The following is a 14,397-nucleotide window of genomic DNA, read 5'->3' on the forward strand; positions in this document are numbered from 1 at the left end:
GATAATGCCCAGATTGGGCAAGTGCAAGCGTGGGCGACCTGCGGCGGCCCGGCTGGAGGTCGTGCAGGGGAGCCGGCCAGCGCCAGTGCGTGCTGCTCCATCACTCCTGGGGCGCAGCCCGTCTGGTCTTGCGCAACTGCTCGATGGTCGGAGGATCCGGATTCACCGCCTGGCCATGCATCCTGGCGATTTCCTGAAGCCGGACTTCCGTCTCGGCCAGCGTTGGAACCTGCATCGCCCTGCGCTCATCGTCGCTGACCGCACCGTCGGCCAAGGGATAGAGGAACATCCCGGTATCGTCGGACTGGAACTGGGTGCCGTACCACTGCGGCTGGAGCTGGGTGGTCATGATCCGGTCCCATGAGGCTGCGGTGAGCCAGCGATAGCGCGTCTCGTCGGGAGCCAGCGACATGGCGATGGTCGACAGGGCGTGGGCAAGCCGGATGTCGTCCAGGTTCTCACCGTGCTGGAAGACCATCGCTGCGTGATGGTAATCCTCAGCGGCCCGTACTTCGCCGCTACGCAGCAGTTCCATGACTCGCTCGCGACGCTTCCTGTCTTCGGGTAGGAGGACGGTCCAGTCGATCTCTGCGGGTTTGGACCGCGCCGCCTGGTCGGCCTCATAGATCGCAGCCAACTCCGGATTCCGAGCCATCGCCGGGAGCGCCGCCGAGAGCAGTGAGAACACAACCAACAGGCAGGTGGAGACGCGCATCGGGTGTCCTCGATCCGAGAGGTGTCAGGTGATGTCAGCCTGCGAGTCCGCCTGCATTTCGTAGCGGCTCGGGCGGGGATTCAGGTGGCCACACGCCTTGCAGGTGCGCAGGTCGTCGTTGCGGTAGAAGGCTTCGAAGACGCGGAAGAAGTCCTGCTCGATGTCGTTGAGGTGGAAGTACTCTTCGTACACCTTGTGGTTGCAGCGCTCGCAGAACCAGAGCAGGCCGTCGTCCTCGTGCGGCAGGCGCCGGCGCTCGATCACCAGCCCGACCGAACCCGGCATGCGTTGCGGCGAATGCGGCACGCGGGGCGGCAGCAGGAAGATCTCGCCCGCCCGGATCGGGATGTCGCGGACGGCCCCGTCCTCCTGGATGCGCAACACCATCTCGCCTTCCAACTGGTAGAACCACTCAGGACCTTCATCCCAGTGGTAATCGGTGCGGGCATTCGGACCACCCACCACCATCACGATGAAGTCACCGTCGTAAATGACCTTGTTGCCGACCGGTGGCTTGAGCAGGTGGCGGTGCTCGTCGATCCAGGCCTGGAAGTCGAGCGGATTCGGCAGCATGTCAGCGGCGCTCCGGCAGGTGCGCGATGCACTTCAGTTCGATGGCGATCGGGGTCGGCAGGGCGCTGATGCCCAGCGTGGTCCGGCAGGGGGCACTCGCTGCGTCGGGGAAATACTCCGCCCACACCCGGTTGTAAGCCTTGAAGTCGTGGGTCATGTCGGTGAGGTACACCGTCACGTCCACCAGGTCTTCCCAGCGTGCGCCACTGGCCTGCAGCACCGCACGGACATTGGCGAAGACGGCGCGGCACTGCGCATCGATGTCGTAGCTGATCAACCGGCCCTCGGCATCGTGCACGTTGCCGACGATGGCATTGCTGGCCGGATCGCGAGGGCCGATGCCGGAGAGGAACAGCAGGTCGCCCACGCGCCGCGCGTGGGGGTAATGTCCCACCGGCTTCGGCGCACCACCGGCCTGCACGACCTCATTCATCGCGCTTGCCCTTGGGCGGCACGCCGGCGAGGGCGCGCTGGTAGGAAGGCTGCAACTCGTCCTGCGCCGTCACGTCCATGCCCAGTTCGCGGACGCGACCGTCGAACAGGCTGTAGACCCAGCCGTGGATCGCCAGCGGCTGGCCGCGCGCCCATGCGTCCTGCACCACGGTGGTCTGGCAGACATTGAAGACCTGCTCGATGACGTTCAGTTCGCACAGGCGCGCGTGGCGCAGGGATTCGGTATCGACCTGTTCCAGCAGGTCCGCATGCTTCATCGCCACGTCCGCCACGTGCCTCAGCCAGTTGTCGGCCAGGCCCACGCGCAGGCCGGTCATGGCCGCATGCACGCCGCCGCACCCGTAATGGCCGACCAGCAGGATGTGCTCCACCTTCAGGATGTCCACGGCGAACTGCACGACCGACAGCGCGTTGAGGTCGCCGTGCGACATCACGTTGGCGATGTTGCGGTGGACGAAGACTTCGCCCGGGTCCAAGCCCAGGATCTGGTTGGCCGGCACGCGCGAATCGGAACAGCCGATCCACAGGTAGCGCGGCGACTGTTGCTGCGACAGCCGCTTGAAGAAGCCGGGATCCTCCTGCTTGATGCGGTCGGCCCAGTCGCGGTTGTTCTGCAGCAGTTTTTCGAGTTCGGATTGATCAGACATCTTGAGTATCGGTCCTCAGCGCAACGCCACGCAGACGTTCTTGGGTTCGGTGAAGAAACGCATGGCCTCCAGGCCGCCTTCGCGGCCGAGGCCCGACGCGCCCGTGCCGCCGAACGGCGTGCGCAGGTCGCGCGTCATCCAGGTATTGATCCAGACGATGCCGGCGCGCAGTCGCGCGGCCAGGCGATGGGCGCGGTCCAGGTCGCGCGTCCACACCGTCGCCGCCAGACCGTAATCGCCGGCGTTGGCCAGCGCCAGCGCATGGGCTTCATCCGCGAACGGCTGCAAGGTGACCACCGGCCCGAAGATTTCCTCGCGGTTGGTGGACGCCTGCGGGCCCAGGCCCTCGATCACCGTCGGCGCGATGTACCAGCCCGGCCGGTCCAGCGCATGACCACCGGTCAGCACTCGGCCCCCTTCGAAGCGCGCCCGCGCGATGCATCCCAGCACCTTGTCGAAGTGCGCCTGCGACACCATCGCGCCAAGACGCGTCTCCGGATCATCGAGCGGGCCTGCCTTCCACGTGGCAGCGCGTCCGACCAGCATCTCGCGGAACTCGTCGTAGATCGCCTGCTGCACCAGCAGGCGCGAACCGCACAGGCAGATCTGGCCCGCGTTCTGGAAGGCAGAGCGAAGCAGGGTATCCAGATGCGCGCGCCAGTCGCTGTTGGCGAAGACCAGCGTGGCGTTCTTGCCGCCCAGTTCCAGCGAGACCTTCTTGAGCTGCGGTCCGGCCAGCCCGGCGATGCGCCGGCCCACCGCCGTACTGCCGGTGAAGGAGACCGCCTTGATCGCCGGATGCAGCACGAGCGGTTCGCCCACCGCCGGGCCGGCGCCATGCACAATGTTCAGCACGCCGCGCGGCAGGCCGGTCTCGGCCGCCAGTTCGCCGAGCATCGTGGCGGTGGCCGGTGTGATCTCGGACGGTTTGGCGACGACGGTGTTGCCAGCCGCCAGCGCAGGCGCAATCTTCCAAGTGAACAGGTAGAGCGGCAGGTTCCACGGCGAGATCGCCGCGACCACGCCCAGCGGCGGCCGCAAGGTGTAGTTCAACCCGGCCTCGCCGTGGTGCGATTCGCTGGCGAACTGGGTGGCCGCATGCGCGAAGAAGCGCAGGTTGGCGACGGCGCGCGGAATCTCGATGTCGCGCGCCAGCGCAAGCGGCTTGCCGGTGTCGCGCGATTCCGCAGCGGCGAAGGTATCGCATTGCTGCTCGAGCGCATCGGCCAGGCGTTCCAGCCAGCGCGATCGTTCGCTCGTCGCCAATCCGGACCAGCCGGGGAGGGCGGCCTCGGCCGCCTGCACGGCCAGCAGCACGTCGCTTTCGCTGCCATCCGCGACCTCGGCATAGACGTCGCCGGACGCCGGTTCGAACACGGGGCGCCAGGCGCTGCCGGGGCGCGGTTCGCCGTCGATGAAGTGGCCGAAGCGGTCCATGCCCACTAGCTTAACCCGGCTGGCAAGCCCCTCGTCCCGCGCTCTCAGATCGACTGCATGCGGCCGCCGTCCACGGCCAGGCTGACGCCGGTGATGTAGCCGGCGGCGGGCGACGCGAGGAAGGCGATGGCGGCGGCGACCTCGCTGGCCTCGGCAAACCGTCCGACGGGGACGGTGGCGAGCATCGCCGCGCCGATGGCGGCCTCGTCCTTGCCGGTGGACCGTACGCGATCGTGCAGGATCTGCTCCAGCCGCTGCGTGCGCGTATAGCCGGGCAGCACGTTGTTGACGGTGATGCCGTCGGCACCCAGTTCCTTGGACAACGTCTTGGCCCAGCTGGCGACGGCGCCGCGGACGGTGTTGGACACGCCCAGGTTGGCGATGGGTTCCTTCACCGACGTGGAGACGACGTTGACGATGCGGCCCCAGCCGGCGGCGCGCATCGCAGGTACTGTCAGCTGCGCGAGCGCCTGGTTGGCCAGGAGGTGGCGCTGGAATGCCGCCAGGTAGTCGTCCGCACCGGCATCGACGGCGCGTCCACCCGGCGGGCCGCCGGTGTTGTTGACGAGGATGTGCACGGGTCGTGCCTCCACGAGGCGGCCGACGTTCTCACGCAATGCCGCGTCATCGGACATGTCGGCAGCAATGGCATCGTGGCACTGTCCTTCAGTCAGGCGGGGAAGTGCGGTCGCTACGTCCGCCAGTACCTCGGCACGGCGGGCCAGCACGGTGACGTCGGCGCCCAGCAGGGCGAGTTCATGCGCGGCGGCACGACCGATGCCTTCGGAGGCGCCGCAAACCAGCGCGTGCCTGCCGGCGAGGTTGAGGTCCATGCTTCGTTCCCGGTAATGGCAAGGCGTCGAGTTTAGCCCCGCGGAGCATGGACTGCGGGGTCCTGGATGTGGATGTGGGAGCGACGTAAGTCGCGATGCTTTCTTCCGCTCGGGGTCGGGGCAGCGATCCGCTTCGCGACTTACGTCGCTCCCACACCCTCTTTCCGGTGGGCCAGTCGCTCGCGCATCAGGTCGGCCACCGCCACATTGTCTTCGCCCCCCAGCTGCTGCAGCGCGGCGGCCGCGCCCTCGACATTGGCGACCGGATGGTTCTGGCTGAGCTTGAACTTCAGTTCGACGCGTTCCACTTCGAAACGGAAACCGACGATCCCGCGAAGCTGCCGGACATGGTCGTCGCGGTCATGCTCGAAGCGCCAGTCGTTGCCGACATGGGCCTCGTTCACTTGGCTGAGCCGGTCGACGATCGACGCCAGCGCGGCCGTGTCGTCGGTGGTGTCCAGCACGCCATGCAGGTGCGCGACTGCGTAGTTCCACGTCGGCACGCGGGCTGCCTCTTCCTTGTCTGCGTACCAGCCCGGGGACAGATAGGCATGCGGGCCGTGCACGATCAGCAGGGCAGGTCCCGCATGGCGCGACTGCGGATTCGGCTTCGCCCAGTGGCCTTCGATGACGATCCGGCCGCCGTCGCGTGCGTAGAGCACCGGGAGATGGCTGACAAAAGGGACGCCATCGGCCACGGTGACCAGGGTGATGAACGCATCGCGCGCGATCAGCCGATCCAGTTCGGCCAAGTCGGTTTCGACGAACGCGCGTGGCGTGTACATGGACGGATCAGGCGCGCGCGCCGAGCGATTGCACCATCTGCGGCACCAGCGCGGCATCGTCGTCGCCCTGCGGCGGCTGCATGCCGGCCAGCGAGAAGCCGCGCGCCAGCGCATCGTCTTCATCCAGGCCATCGAACGCGACGAACTCGGCGTCGAACAGCGCTGCGCGCGCACTGTCCTCGCTGTCGTAGGCCAGGGTGTTGCCGTCGCTGTCCAGCACCTCGGCGGTGCCCGCTTCCAGCAGGCGCAGACGCGCCCAGATCAGGGTGCGACCGAGCGAGGCGATATACCAGTCTTCACGAAGGAACGGATTCATGCGAACGCCTCCGCCCACAGCGCGAGCAGGCCGGCCATCAGCAGGCCGAACATGATGACGCACAGCGAGATGCGGGCCGGCGTCGCCAGGCCGGACAGCGAGGTGTCGGCAACCTGGCGGTAGTCGCCCGCCAGCAGCCAGCGCAGCGCGACGGGCTTGAGGAAGGCGCCTTCGCCCCACTGCGCGCTGAGCGCGCCATGACGGTCGCGCACGTGCACCAGCGTCAGCGGCCAGAAGATCACGAACGCGCAGAACCCGGCGATGGCCACGCCGACGAAGCACAGGGCGAAGAACAGGATCATCAGAACTCCGCGTTGCCCGGTGCGCGCGGGTAGGCGATGGCGTCGCGGATGTTGCTCAGGCCGCAGACGTACACCACCAGGCGCTCGAAGCCGAGGCCGAAGCCGGCATGCGGCACCGAGCCATAGCGGCGGAAGTCGCGGTACCAGCCGTAATGCGCCGGATCCAGACCGAACTGCGCCATGCGCGCGTCCAGCACATCCAGGCGCTCCTCGCGCTGGCTGCCGCCGATGATCTCGCCGATGCCGGGCGCCAGCACGTCCATCGCGGCGACGGTCTTGCCGTCATCGTTCAGGCGCATGTAGAACGCCTTGAAGTGCTCCGGATAGTTGGTCACCACCACCGGGCGGCCGACGTGCTGTTCGGTCAGCCAGCGCTCGTGCTCGGTCTGCAGGTCCAGGCCCCATTCGACCGGGAACTCGAACTTCTGCCCCGATTTCTGCAGCAGCGAGATCGCATCGGTGTAGTCGATGCGCTCGAACGGCGAATTGACGAAGGCTTCCAGGCGGGTCAGCGCGGTCGGCTCGACGCGCTCGGCGATGAACGCCAGGTCGTCGGCGCGTTCGCTGAGTACGGCGCGGAACAGGTACTTCAGGAAGTCTTCGGCCAGCTGGGCGTTGGCGGCGAGGTCGTTGAAGGCGACCTCCGGCTCGATCATCCAGAACTCGGCCAGGTGGCGCGTGGTGTTGCTGTTCTCGGCGCGGAAGGTCGGGCCGAAGGTGTAGACCTTGCTCATCGCCAGCGCGTAGGCCTCGGCGTTGAGCTGGCCCGACACGGTCAGGAAGGTCTCCTTGCCGAAGAAGTCGCGCGAAAAATCCACTGCGCCTTCCTTGTCGCGCGGCAGGTTGACCAGGTCCAGCGTGGACACGCGGAACATCTGGCCGGCGCCTTCGGCATCGGAGGTGGTGATGATCGGCGTGCTGATCCAGAAGTAGCCGTTCTCGTGGAAGAATCGGTGCACCGCCTGCGCCAGCGCGTTGCGGATACGGGTCACCGCGCCGAACAGGTTGGTGCGAGGGCGCAGATGGGCGAATTCGCGCAGGTATTCCAGCGAGTGCTGCTTGGGCTGCATGGGGTAGGTGAGGGGGTCTTCCACCCATCCGACCACCTCGACGGATGAAGCCTGGATCTCGAAGCTCTGGCCCTGGCCCTGCGAGGCGACCAGGGTGCCGGTGGCGACGACCGCGCAGCCGGTGGTCAGGTGCTTGATCTCGGATTCGTAGTTGGCCAGCGAATCGGGCGCCACCACCTGGATCGGTGCGAAGCACGAGCCGTCGCTGACGTTGACGAAGGACAGGCCCGCCTTGGAATCGCGCCGCGTGCGCACCCAGCCGCGCACCGTGACTTCGCCGCCGGCCGGGAGCTTGCCCGCCAGCGCATGTTCGACGCTCACCACCGTCATGGCTTGAATCCTTCGATAACAGACTTATTAATGGAACGCGGAGTTTACAAGAGCCGCGCAGCCCTCGGCATGCCGGCGGCTCTATAATCGTCTGCGTCTTACAGGAGACACGCATGGCCATCACCTTGACCCCGGTCGCACTCGAGCGCGTGCAGCGCTTCGTCGAGCAGACCCCGGCTGCGCTGGGCCTGCGCTTCGGCGTGACCCGCACCGGCTGTTCGGGCTGGGGCCACGTCGCCGACTTGGCCCGCGACGAGCGCGAGGGCGACACCGTGTTCGAATTCGGTGGCGTCAGGATCTATGTGGACGCCACCAGCCTACCCTTGGTCGACGGCACCGAAATCGACTTCGCCAAGCAGGGGTTGTCGGAAACTTTCCTCTTCCGGAACCCCAACGCCGCGGCCGAATGCGGCTGCGGCGAGAGCTTCACGACGGCCGCCGACGCCGCCTGAGGGCGGTTCGGGGCACGGCTTGCCCCTAAGTGGTTGACCTGCCATAATTTCCGGCTCCCGGAGGCCAGCCTGGCCGCCGGTTCCTCGCCCCACCGTGTCCGATCCGGGCATCGGGGGGCTGTCCCGTCCGGCCGTTTTCCGTGGCCGGGCCTACATCCGAAAGGTAAAAACGATGCGTCACTATGAAGTCGTGTTCCTGGTCCACCCGGACCAGAGCGAGCAGGTGCCGGCCATGATCGAGCGCTACAAGGCGCTGATCGAGGGCGGCAACGGCACCATCCACCGTCTGGAGGACTGGGGCCGCCGTCAGCTGGCCTACCCGATCCAGAACCTGGTGAAGGCCCACTACGTCCTGCTCAACATCGAGGCCGACCAGGCCGTGCTGAACGAGTTGGTCGAGAGCTTCCGTTTCAACGATGCGGTGCTGCGCAACCTGGTCATCAAGCGCGATGGTCCGGATACCGAGCAGTCCCTGATCATGAAGAACAAGGACGAGAAGGGCGACAAGCCCGAACGTGGCGAGCGTCGCCGCCGTGACGACGACGAGGCGGGTACCGAAGCCTCGACCGATTCCGACACCGCCGAAGCCGCCTGAGGAGCACCCCCATGTCCAAGTTCTTCCGTCGCCGCAAGTTCTGCAAGTTCACCGCCGAAGGCGTGAAAGAGATCGACTACAAGGATCTCAACACCCTGCGCCAGTACCTGACCGAAAACGGCAAGATCGTGCCGAGCCGCGTCACCGGCACCAAGTCCCGCTACCAGCGTCAGCTGTCCGCCGCGGTCAAGCGCGCCCGTTTCCTGGCGCTGATCCCGTACACGGACAACCACGACGTGTAATCCAGGACCTCCCCGAACGGGGAGGTTCTTCTTTCCCACTGTCATTCGGACAGCCAATCGCTGCAGGCCCCGCCTGCTAACGAATACGGAGCAATACGATGGAACTGATTCTTCTGCAGAAAGTGACCAACCTGGGCGTCCTGGGCGACAAGGTCAACGTGAAGCCGGGCTACGGCCGCAACTTCCTGGTGCCGCAGGGCAAGGCTGTGCCGGCCACCGCCGCCAACGTCGCCGAGTTCGAAGCCAAGCGCGCCGAGTACGAAGCCAAGGCCAAGGCCGTGCACGACGAGGCCGAAGGCCGCGCCGCCAAGCTGGAAGGCGCCAGCGTCACGATCACCGCCAATGCCGCGACCGAAGGCAAGCTGTTCGGTTCGGTGGGCCCGCGCGACATCGCCGAGGCGTTCACCGCCGCCGGCCTGCCGCTCGAGAAGAGCGAAGTCATCATGGGCGAAGGCGCGCTGCGCAACATCGGCGAGTACGACATCGTCGTGAAGCTGCACGCCGACGTGCAGACGACCGTCAAGGTCGTGGTGCAGGCCGAAGCCTGATCCACTCCCGCGCATCATCCGTGATGCCAACAGACGGGCGCCGAAAGGCGCCCGTCCTATTTTGAGGCGCAGCGTTCGCCGACCAGCGGCCGTCACCGTCGCAGCTGGCGAGACGGAACGCGGTCAGCGTGATGTCACTTATCCACAGGTTGTTCCGTCGCGAGCCCACAGGCTGGGCTCCTAGCATGTCCGGTCCGGCCTTCCATCGCTCTGGTTGTCACTGCCCATGTCCGCACGTCCCGGCTTCCGTTCCGATCCCCACGATGCGCGCATCGAACAGCTGCGCGTGCCGCCGAACTCCATCGAGGCGGAGCAGGCGGTGCTGGGCGGCCTGATGCTGGCGCCGGAAGCCTACGACCGCATCAACGACAAGTTGACGCCGAACGATTTCTACCGGCGCGACCACCAGCTGATCTACCGCGCCATCGGCGAGCTGGCCGAGCGCAACCGGCCGTTCGATGCGGTGACACTGGGCGAATGGTTCGAATCGCAGGGCCAGCTGGAGCTGATCGCCGGCGGCGCCTATCTGGTCGAACTGGCCAGCACGACGCCGTCTGCCGCCAACATCACCGCCTATGCGGAGATCGTCCGCGACAAGGCGGTGATGCGCCAGCTGATCGAGGTGGGCACCGAGATCGTCAACGACGCGTTCCAGCCCGACGGCAAGGAAAGTGACGAGATGCTGGCGGTCGCCGAGCAGAAGGTGTTCGCCATCGCCGAGCAGGGCGCGCGCGGGCGCACCGACTTCGTGGCGATGAACGATGCGCTGAAGGACGCGTTCGAGGTGTTGCGCGTGCGCTCGGAGAGCGGCGGCACGGTGACCGGCCTGCCGACCGGCTACACCGAGTTTGACATGATGACCGCGGGCCTGCAGCCGACCGATCTGGTGATCCTGGCGGCGCGTCCGGCGATGGGCAAGACCACGTTCGCGTTGAACATCGCCGAGTACGCGGCGATCAAGTCGAAGAAGGCGGTCGCGGTCTTCTCGATGGAAATGTCGGCGGGCCAGCTCGCGATGCGCCTGATCTCGTCGGTGGGTCGCATCAATGCGACCCGCCTGCGCACGGGCCAACTGGAGGACGAGGACTGGAGCCGCGTCACCAGCGCCATCCGTATCCTCAAGGACCAGGCCAAGGTCTTCATCGACGACACCCCCGGCCTGTCGCCCGACGTGCTGCGCTCCAAGGCGCGCCGCCTGAAACGCGAGCACGACCTGGGCCTGATCGTCATCGACTACCTGCAGCTGATGTCGGTGCCCGGCAACAGCGAGAACCGCGCCACCGAAATCTCGGAGATCTCGCGCTCGCTGAAGGGCCTGGCGAAGGAGCTCAACGTACCGGTGATCGCGCTGTCGCAGCTCAACCGCTCACTGGAAACGCGTACCGACAAGCGCCCGGTGATGGCCGACCTGCGCGAATCGGGCGCCATCGAGCAGGACGCCGACATGATCGTCTTCATCTACCGCGACGACTACTACAACAAGGAAACCTCGCCGGACAAGGGTCTGGCCGAGATCATCATCGGCAAGCAGCGTTCCGGTCCCACCGGCTCGTGCAAGCTGCGGTTCTTCGGCGAGTACACGCGCTTCGACAACCTGAGCCACGACAACATCGGCGCGTTCGAATGAGCGCTACTTACGGATGAAGTAGGTCACGAAGACATTGCCCGTCGCATCGGCAGCCACGGTGGTGCTGGCGTCGAAGAAGGATTCGCGGAACCAGGGTTCCGCGACCATGTAGGTGTAGACGAGGCGCTGGAAGTCGGCCTGGGCCGGTTGCTGCGGGCTCCGCGTGGTCGCCACCGCCGTCAGCATGCACAGGCTCTTGCTGCAGCGTGGCCGACCGATCTCCAGTTGACCGAATTCGTGGCCACGGCGGTCGATCACCTGCTGGATGAGTGCCTCCAGTCGCGGCGACCAGTCGGGGTCCGCCGGCTCCGAACGGCCCAGCAGCTCGAAGTCGCCGACGTCGGAGCTGGTGTTCCGCAGTCCGGCCAGGAATTTGTCCAGTCGGCGTTCCCCTTCGGCAGACAAAGGGCGCGCACCCACCCGCACACCGATGGCCGATGTGGGCAGGAGCGCGGGCGCGGTGTCGACTGCCTCCGCAACAGGCCTCTTGGCTGTGGCGTGCCTGCCGGTCGATATGGCCGGTGTATCGGTGGCGGCTGCCGGCGGGGAGGACATCGGCGCGGGCGCCAGGGCAGGGGAGGGGCCGGCGGAGGGCGACGTGGCGTCCATGTGTAGCGTGCGTGTCCACCACCAGGCGCCGACAGCGGCGAGGGCGATCACGCCAACGACGATCATCGTGATGGACTTCGAGCGTAGCGCCATCGGAGCCGATTTCTGGAACCCGCCGCCAGCCTACCGCAGGCTTTCACGTGACGGCATGAACGGGAGCGAAGGCGCCGACGCTACAATCACCGCATGGATGCCCCGGTGGACACCGCTTTGTCAGACCCGCACACACGTCCGGAGGCGAACGACCGCCCCACGCGCATCCATGTCGACCTGGATGCGCTGACGCACAACCTGCGTGCGATCCAGTCCCATGTCGGCGTGCCGGTGATGGGCATCGTCAAGGCCAATGCCTACGGCCACGGCCTGGTGCCGGTGACGCGTCATCTCCAGGCGCAGGGCGTGGACCAGGTGGGCGTCGCGTTCGTCGAGGAAGGCATCGCGCTGCGCCGTGCCGGCATCACGGTTCCGATCCTGGTGCTCGGCGGCATCCACGCGCCACAGGTGGCGCAGTTCCTTGCCCACGATCTGGAAGTGACGGTGTCTTCGATCGCCAAGCTGCGGCAGGTCGAAGAGGCGGCCGAGGCGACGGGACGGAAAGCCGTGGTCCATCTGAAGATCGACACCGGCATGGAGCGCATCGGCGTGCACAGCGAGAACGCCGCGCCATTGATCGATGCGGCGCTGGCGTCGCCCTGGTGCTCGGTCAAAGGTATTTACTCGCATCTGGCCTGCTCGGACGACCCGGCTTCGCCGATGACGCAAGAGCAACTGCAGCGCTTCCTGCATGCGTGCGGACACTTCGATCGCATCGGTGCGCCCATGCCGATCCGCCATCTGGCCAACTCAGGAGGCGTGCTGCATTTTCCTGAGACCTGCCTGGACATGGTGCGTCCTGGCATCGCGCTGTACGGTGTGATGCCGGATCCCGCGTCGCACGCGACGGTGGATCTGCGGCCCGCACTGTCCCTGGTCTCGAGGGTGGTCTATTTCAAGGTGGTCAAGGCGGGCCGCACCGTCAGCTATGGCGCCACGTGGACCGCCACGAGCGATACGCGCGTGGTCACCGTGCCGATCGGCTATGGCGACGGTTATCCCCGCTCGCTGTCGTCGCGGGGCGAGGTGCTGGTGCGCGGCGAGCGCCATCCGATCGTCGGCCGCGTCTGCATGGACCAGTTCATGGTCGATCTCGGCCCCGGGGGCAGCGCCTACAACGAAGACGAAGTCGTGCTGATCGGCCGGCAGGGCAGCGACGCGATTTCCTGCGAAGCCGTGGCATTGGCCGCCGGGACGATTCCCTACGAAATCCTCACCGGACTCAACGCCCGCATCCCGCGCGAGTACGTCGGTGGTGCATCCGGCACGGCACCAATCGCGTAAGCAACGCTGCCACCGTCCGGGTTCACCGCATGCCGAATGCCATCGTCTGGTTCCGCCACGACCTCCGCCTGGACGACAATCCGGCGCTGCGTACCGCACTCGACGAGGGTTTTACGCCGATCCCGCTCTATCTCCGTGCACCCGCGGAAGAGGGTGAATGGGTGCCGGGCGGTGCATCGGATGCGTGGCTGCATCGCTCGCTGGCCGCGTTGGACGCCGACCTGCGTCAGCGCGGTTCGCGCCTGCTGCTAAGAAGCGGTCACAGCCTAGACGTCCTCGATGACGTCCTGGCGGAGACCGGCGCCGAAGCCGTGTTCTGGAATCGCAAGTACGAACCGGCGACGCAGCCGCGCGATGCGGCCATCAAGAAGGCACTGCGCGAACGCGGACTGCGCGTGGAAAGCTTCAATGGCAGCCTGCTGATCGAGCCCTGGGACATCGCTACCCAGCAAGGCCAACCGTACAAGGTATTCACGCCGTTCTGGCGAACGGCGCTGACGAAGTGGCGCGCGCCGGAACCTTGGCGTGCGCCTTCGCGCATGCCGTCCGTGGAGGCCTCGGTGGACAGCGAGGCGCTCGACGCGCTGGGGTTGCGACCGGCTCTGGGTTGGGATGCAGGCTTCTGGGACGTCTGGAGACCGGGCGAAGCGGGCGCATGCGAAGCGCTGGAAGTTTTCATCGACGGCGCGCTCAACGGCTACCGCAGCGATCGCGACCGTCCCGACCGCACAGGCACCTCGCGCCTTTCGCCGCACCTGCATTTCGGCGAGATCGCGCCCTGGCGCATCGTGGCGGGACTGGAGCGCGCACGCACGGCCGCCAACAGCGCCGACATGGACGGCTACATCCGCGAACTGGGCTGGCGCGAATTCGCCTACCACCTGCTGCACCATTTCCCTCAGACCACCACGCAGAACCTCAACCCGCGCTTCGAACACTTCGACTGGGCGAAGATGGATCCGGTTGCGCTGGAAGCCTGGCAGCGGGGACGCACCGGGGTGCCGATCATCGACGCCGGGCTGCGCGAGCTGTGGGCGACCGGTTACATGCACAACCGGGTGCGCATGATCGTCGCCAGCTACCTCACCAAACACCTGCGCTACCACTGGCTGCACGGCGCGCGCTGGTTCTGGGAGACGCTGGTCGATGCCGATCTGGCCAACAACACGCTGGGATGGCAGTGGGTGGCGGGCACGGGGGCCGACGCGGCGCCGTACTTCCGCGTGTTCAACCCGGTCACGCAGGCCGAGAAGTTCGATCCCAAGGGGACGTACATCGCGCGCTGGGTGCCGGAGCTCTCGGATCTGCCGGTGCCGGTGCGTTTCGCGCCATGGCAGAAGCCCGACATGCTGGCGAAGCTCGCGCCCGACTATCCGCGGCATCCGATCGCCGACCTGGCCGCCGGCCGGGAGGGCGCGCTGGCCGCCTATCGCAAGACGGGCGACTGAGCCGCGTTGACGCCTTTCGGCGCCGCATGCTTCACTCG

General features: G+C 66.7%; 18 protein-coding genes. 7 read left to right on the forward strand and 11 right to left on the reverse strand.

Translation table 11 applies throughout. The features are described 5' to 3' along the window. Positions 1-100: 100 nt before the first annotated feature. From AC1Q5B_RS12055 to asnS, 10 genes are all read right to left on the reverse strand, one after another. On the reverse strand, positions 101-715 hold the full coding sequence (locus tag AC1Q5B_RS12055) for a hypothetical protein (protein ID WP_492631897.1): 615 nt from the start codon (positions 713-715) through the stop codon (positions 101-103). Positions 716-739: 24 nt separating this feature from the next. Then, positions 740-1,288 carry a 3-hydroxyanthranilate 3,4-dioxygenase gene (locus tag AC1Q5B_RS12060; RefSeq protein WP_492631898.1) on the reverse strand — a complete coding sequence of 183 codons (549 nt, stop codon included), beginning with the start codon at positions 1,286-1,288 and terminating at the stop codon, positions 740-742. A 1-nt stretch (position 1,289) separates the two neighbouring features. Continuing rightward, a complete protein-coding gene (locus AC1Q5B_RS12065) occupies positions 1,290-1,721 on the reverse strand; it encodes a RidA family protein (RefSeq protein WP_492631899.1) in 432 nt (143 codons plus the stop codon). Next, entirely contained in the window at positions 1,714-2,388 is a 675-nt protein-coding gene (gene can, locus AC1Q5B_RS12070) for a carbonate dehydratase (protein ID WP_492631900.1), read from the reverse strand. The genes AC1Q5B_RS12065 and can overlap by 8 nt, the downstream gene beginning before the upstream one ends. Positions 2,389-2,403: 15 nt before the next feature. Further along, positions 2,404-3,825, reverse strand: coding sequence for an aldehyde dehydrogenase (locus AC1Q5B_RS12075; protein WP_492631901.1), 1,422 nt, complete (start codon positions 3,823-3,825; stop codon positions 2,404-2,406). Between the two features lie 44 nt (positions 3,826-3,869). Further along, entirely contained in the window at positions 3,870-4,658 is a 789-nt protein-coding gene (locus tag AC1Q5B_RS12080) for an SDR family oxidoreductase (protein WP_492631902.1), read from the reverse strand. Positions 4,659-4,798: 140 nt separating this feature from the next. After that, on the reverse strand, positions 4,799-5,443 hold the full coding sequence (locus tag AC1Q5B_RS12085; RefSeq protein ID WP_492631903.1) for an FMN-binding negative transcriptional regulator: 645 nt from the start codon (positions 5,441-5,443) through the stop codon (positions 4,799-4,801). Between the two features lie 7 nt (positions 5,444-5,450). After that, entirely contained in the window at positions 5,451-5,759 is a 309-nt protein-coding gene (locus tag AC1Q5B_RS12090) for a hypothetical protein (RefSeq protein ID WP_492631904.1), read from the reverse strand. Beyond that, complete coding sequence (locus AC1Q5B_RS12095; protein WP_492631905.1) at positions 5,756-6,061, reverse strand: hypothetical protein; 306 nt, start codon at positions 6,059-6,061, stop codon at positions 5,756-5,758. The genes AC1Q5B_RS12090 and AC1Q5B_RS12095 overlap by 4 nt, the downstream gene beginning before the upstream one ends. Then, on the reverse strand, positions 6,061-7,461 hold the full coding sequence (gene asnS / locus AC1Q5B_RS12100) for an asparagine--tRNA ligase (RefSeq protein ID WP_492631906.1): 1,401 nt from the start codon (positions 7,459-7,461) through the stop codon (positions 6,061-6,063). The genes AC1Q5B_RS12095 and asnS overlap by 1 nt, the downstream gene beginning before the upstream one ends. Positions 7,462-7,574: 113 nt before the next feature. Here asnS and AC1Q5B_RS12105 point away from each other — a divergent pair, with 113 nt between their 5' ends. From AC1Q5B_RS12105 to AC1Q5B_RS12125, 5 genes are all read left to right on the forward strand, one after another. Then, entirely contained in the window at positions 7,575-7,913 is a 339-nt protein-coding gene (locus AC1Q5B_RS12105) for a HesB/IscA family protein (RefSeq protein WP_492631907.1), read from the forward strand. A 172-nt stretch (positions 7,914-8,085) separates the two neighbouring features. After that, the gene (gene rpsF, locus AC1Q5B_RS12110; protein WP_296280725.1) at positions 8,086-8,508 is read left to right on the forward strand and encodes a 30S ribosomal protein S6; all 423 of its coding nucleotides are present in this window, start codon (positions 8,086-8,088) and stop codon (positions 8,506-8,508) included. Positions 8,509-8,519: 11 nt separating this feature from the next. After that, entirely contained in the window at positions 8,520-8,750 is a 231-nt protein-coding gene (gene rpsR / locus AC1Q5B_RS12115) for a 30S ribosomal protein S18 (RefSeq protein ID WP_056880329.1), read from the forward strand. A 98-nt stretch (positions 8,751-8,848) separates the two neighbouring features. Next, positions 8,849-9,298 carry a 50S ribosomal protein L9 gene (gene rplI / locus AC1Q5B_RS12120; RefSeq protein ID WP_492631908.1) on the forward strand — a complete coding sequence of 150 codons (450 nt, stop codon included), beginning with the start codon at positions 8,849-8,851 and terminating at the stop codon, positions 9,296-9,298. Positions 9,299-9,524: 226 nt separating this feature from the next. Beyond that, positions 9,525-10,925: a replicative DNA helicase gene (locus AC1Q5B_RS12125; RefSeq protein ID WP_492631909.1), complete on the forward strand. Its 1,401-nt coding sequence runs from the start codon at positions 9,525-9,527 to the stop codon at positions 10,923-10,925. Positions 10,926-10,928: 3 nt separating this feature from the next. Here the strand turns inward: AC1Q5B_RS12125 and AC1Q5B_RS12130 are convergent, their stop codons facing one another. Next, positions 10,929-11,627 (reverse strand): hypothetical protein, encoded by a 699-nt coding sequence (locus AC1Q5B_RS12130; protein WP_492631910.1) that lies wholly within the window; start codon positions 11,625-11,627, stop codon positions 10,929-10,931. A 93-nt stretch (positions 11,628-11,720) separates the two neighbouring features. Between AC1Q5B_RS12130 and alr the strand changes: the two genes are divergently transcribed. Then, positions 11,721-12,911: an alanine racemase gene (alr, locus tag AC1Q5B_RS12135; RefSeq protein WP_492631911.1), complete on the forward strand. Its 1,191-nt coding sequence runs from the start codon at positions 11,721-11,723 to the stop codon at positions 12,909-12,911. 29 nt (positions 12,912-12,940) lie between these two features. After that, positions 12,941-14,359 carry a cryptochrome/photolyase family protein gene (locus tag AC1Q5B_RS12140; protein ID WP_492631912.1) on the forward strand — a complete coding sequence of 473 codons (1,419 nt, stop codon included), beginning with the start codon at positions 12,941-12,943 and terminating at the stop codon, positions 14,357-14,359. The last annotated feature ends 38 nt before the right edge of the window (positions 14,360-14,397 follow it).

This window comes from Pseudoxanthomonas sp. GW835-FHT14C01 (assembly GCF_058793715.1).

Coding starts and splice junctions, on each gene's coding strand:
- AC1Q5B_RS12125 (WP_492631909.1), top strand. CDS start 9,525: ATGTCCGCACGTCCCGGCTTCCGTTCCGATCCCCACGATGCGCGCATC.
- AC1Q5B_RS12130 (WP_492631910.1), bottom strand. CDS start 11,627: ATGGCGCTACGCTCGAAGTCCATCACGATGATCGTCGTTGGCGTGATC.
- AC1Q5B_RS12140 (WP_492631912.1), top strand. CDS start 12,941: ATGCCGAATGCCATCGTCTGGTTCCGCCACGACCTCCGCCTGGACGAC.
- AC1Q5B_RS12065 (WP_492631899.1), bottom strand. CDS start 1,721: ATGAATGAGGTCGTGCAGGCCGGTGGTGCGCCGAAGCCGGTGGGACAT.
- AC1Q5B_RS12060 (WP_492631898.1), bottom strand. CDS start 1,288: ATGCTGCCGAATCCGCTCGACTTCCAGGCCTGGATCGACGAGCACCGC.
- asnS (WP_492631906.1), bottom strand. CDS start 7,461: ATGACGGTGGTGAGCGTCGAACATGCGCTGGCGGGCAAGCTCCCGGCC.
- can (WP_492631900.1), bottom strand. CDS start 2,388: ATGTCTGATCAATCCGAACTCGAAAAACTGCTGCAGAACAACCGCGAC.
- rpsR (WP_056880329.1), top strand. CDS start 8,520: ATGTCCAAGTTCTTCCGTCGCCGCAAGTTCTGCAAGTTCACCGCCGAA.
- AC1Q5B_RS12085 (WP_492631903.1), bottom strand. CDS start 5,443: ATGTACACGCCACGCGCGTTCGTCGAAACCGACTTGGCCGAACTGGAT.
- rpsF (WP_296280725.1), top strand. CDS start 8,086: ATGCGTCACTATGAAGTCGTGTTCCTGGTCCACCCGGACCAGAGCGAG.
- AC1Q5B_RS12080 (WP_492631902.1), bottom strand. CDS start 4,658: ATGGACCTCAACCTCGCCGGCAGGCACGCGCTGGTTTGCGGCGCCTCC.
- rplI (WP_492631908.1), top strand. CDS start 8,849: ATGGAACTGATTCTTCTGCAGAAAGTGACCAACCTGGGCGTCCTGGGC.
- AC1Q5B_RS12055 (WP_492631897.1), bottom strand. CDS start 715: ATGCGCGTCTCCACCTGCCTGTTGGTTGTGTTCTCACTGCTCTCGGCG.
- AC1Q5B_RS12095 (WP_492631905.1), bottom strand. CDS start 6,061: ATGATCCTGTTCTTCGCCCTGTGCTTCGTCGGCGTGGCCATCGCCGGG.
- AC1Q5B_RS12105 (WP_492631907.1), top strand. CDS start 7,575: ATGGCCATCACCTTGACCCCGGTCGCACTCGAGCGCGTGCAGCGCTTC.
- AC1Q5B_RS12075 (WP_492631901.1), bottom strand. CDS start 3,825: ATGGACCGCTTCGGCCACTTCATCGACGGCGAACCGCGCCCCGGCAGC.
- alr (WP_492631911.1), top strand. CDS start 11,721: ATGGATGCCCCGGTGGACACCGCTTTGTCAGACCCGCACACACGTCCG.
- AC1Q5B_RS12090 (WP_492631904.1), bottom strand. CDS start 5,759: ATGAATCCGTTCCTTCGTGAAGACTGGTATATCGCCTCGCTCGGTCGC.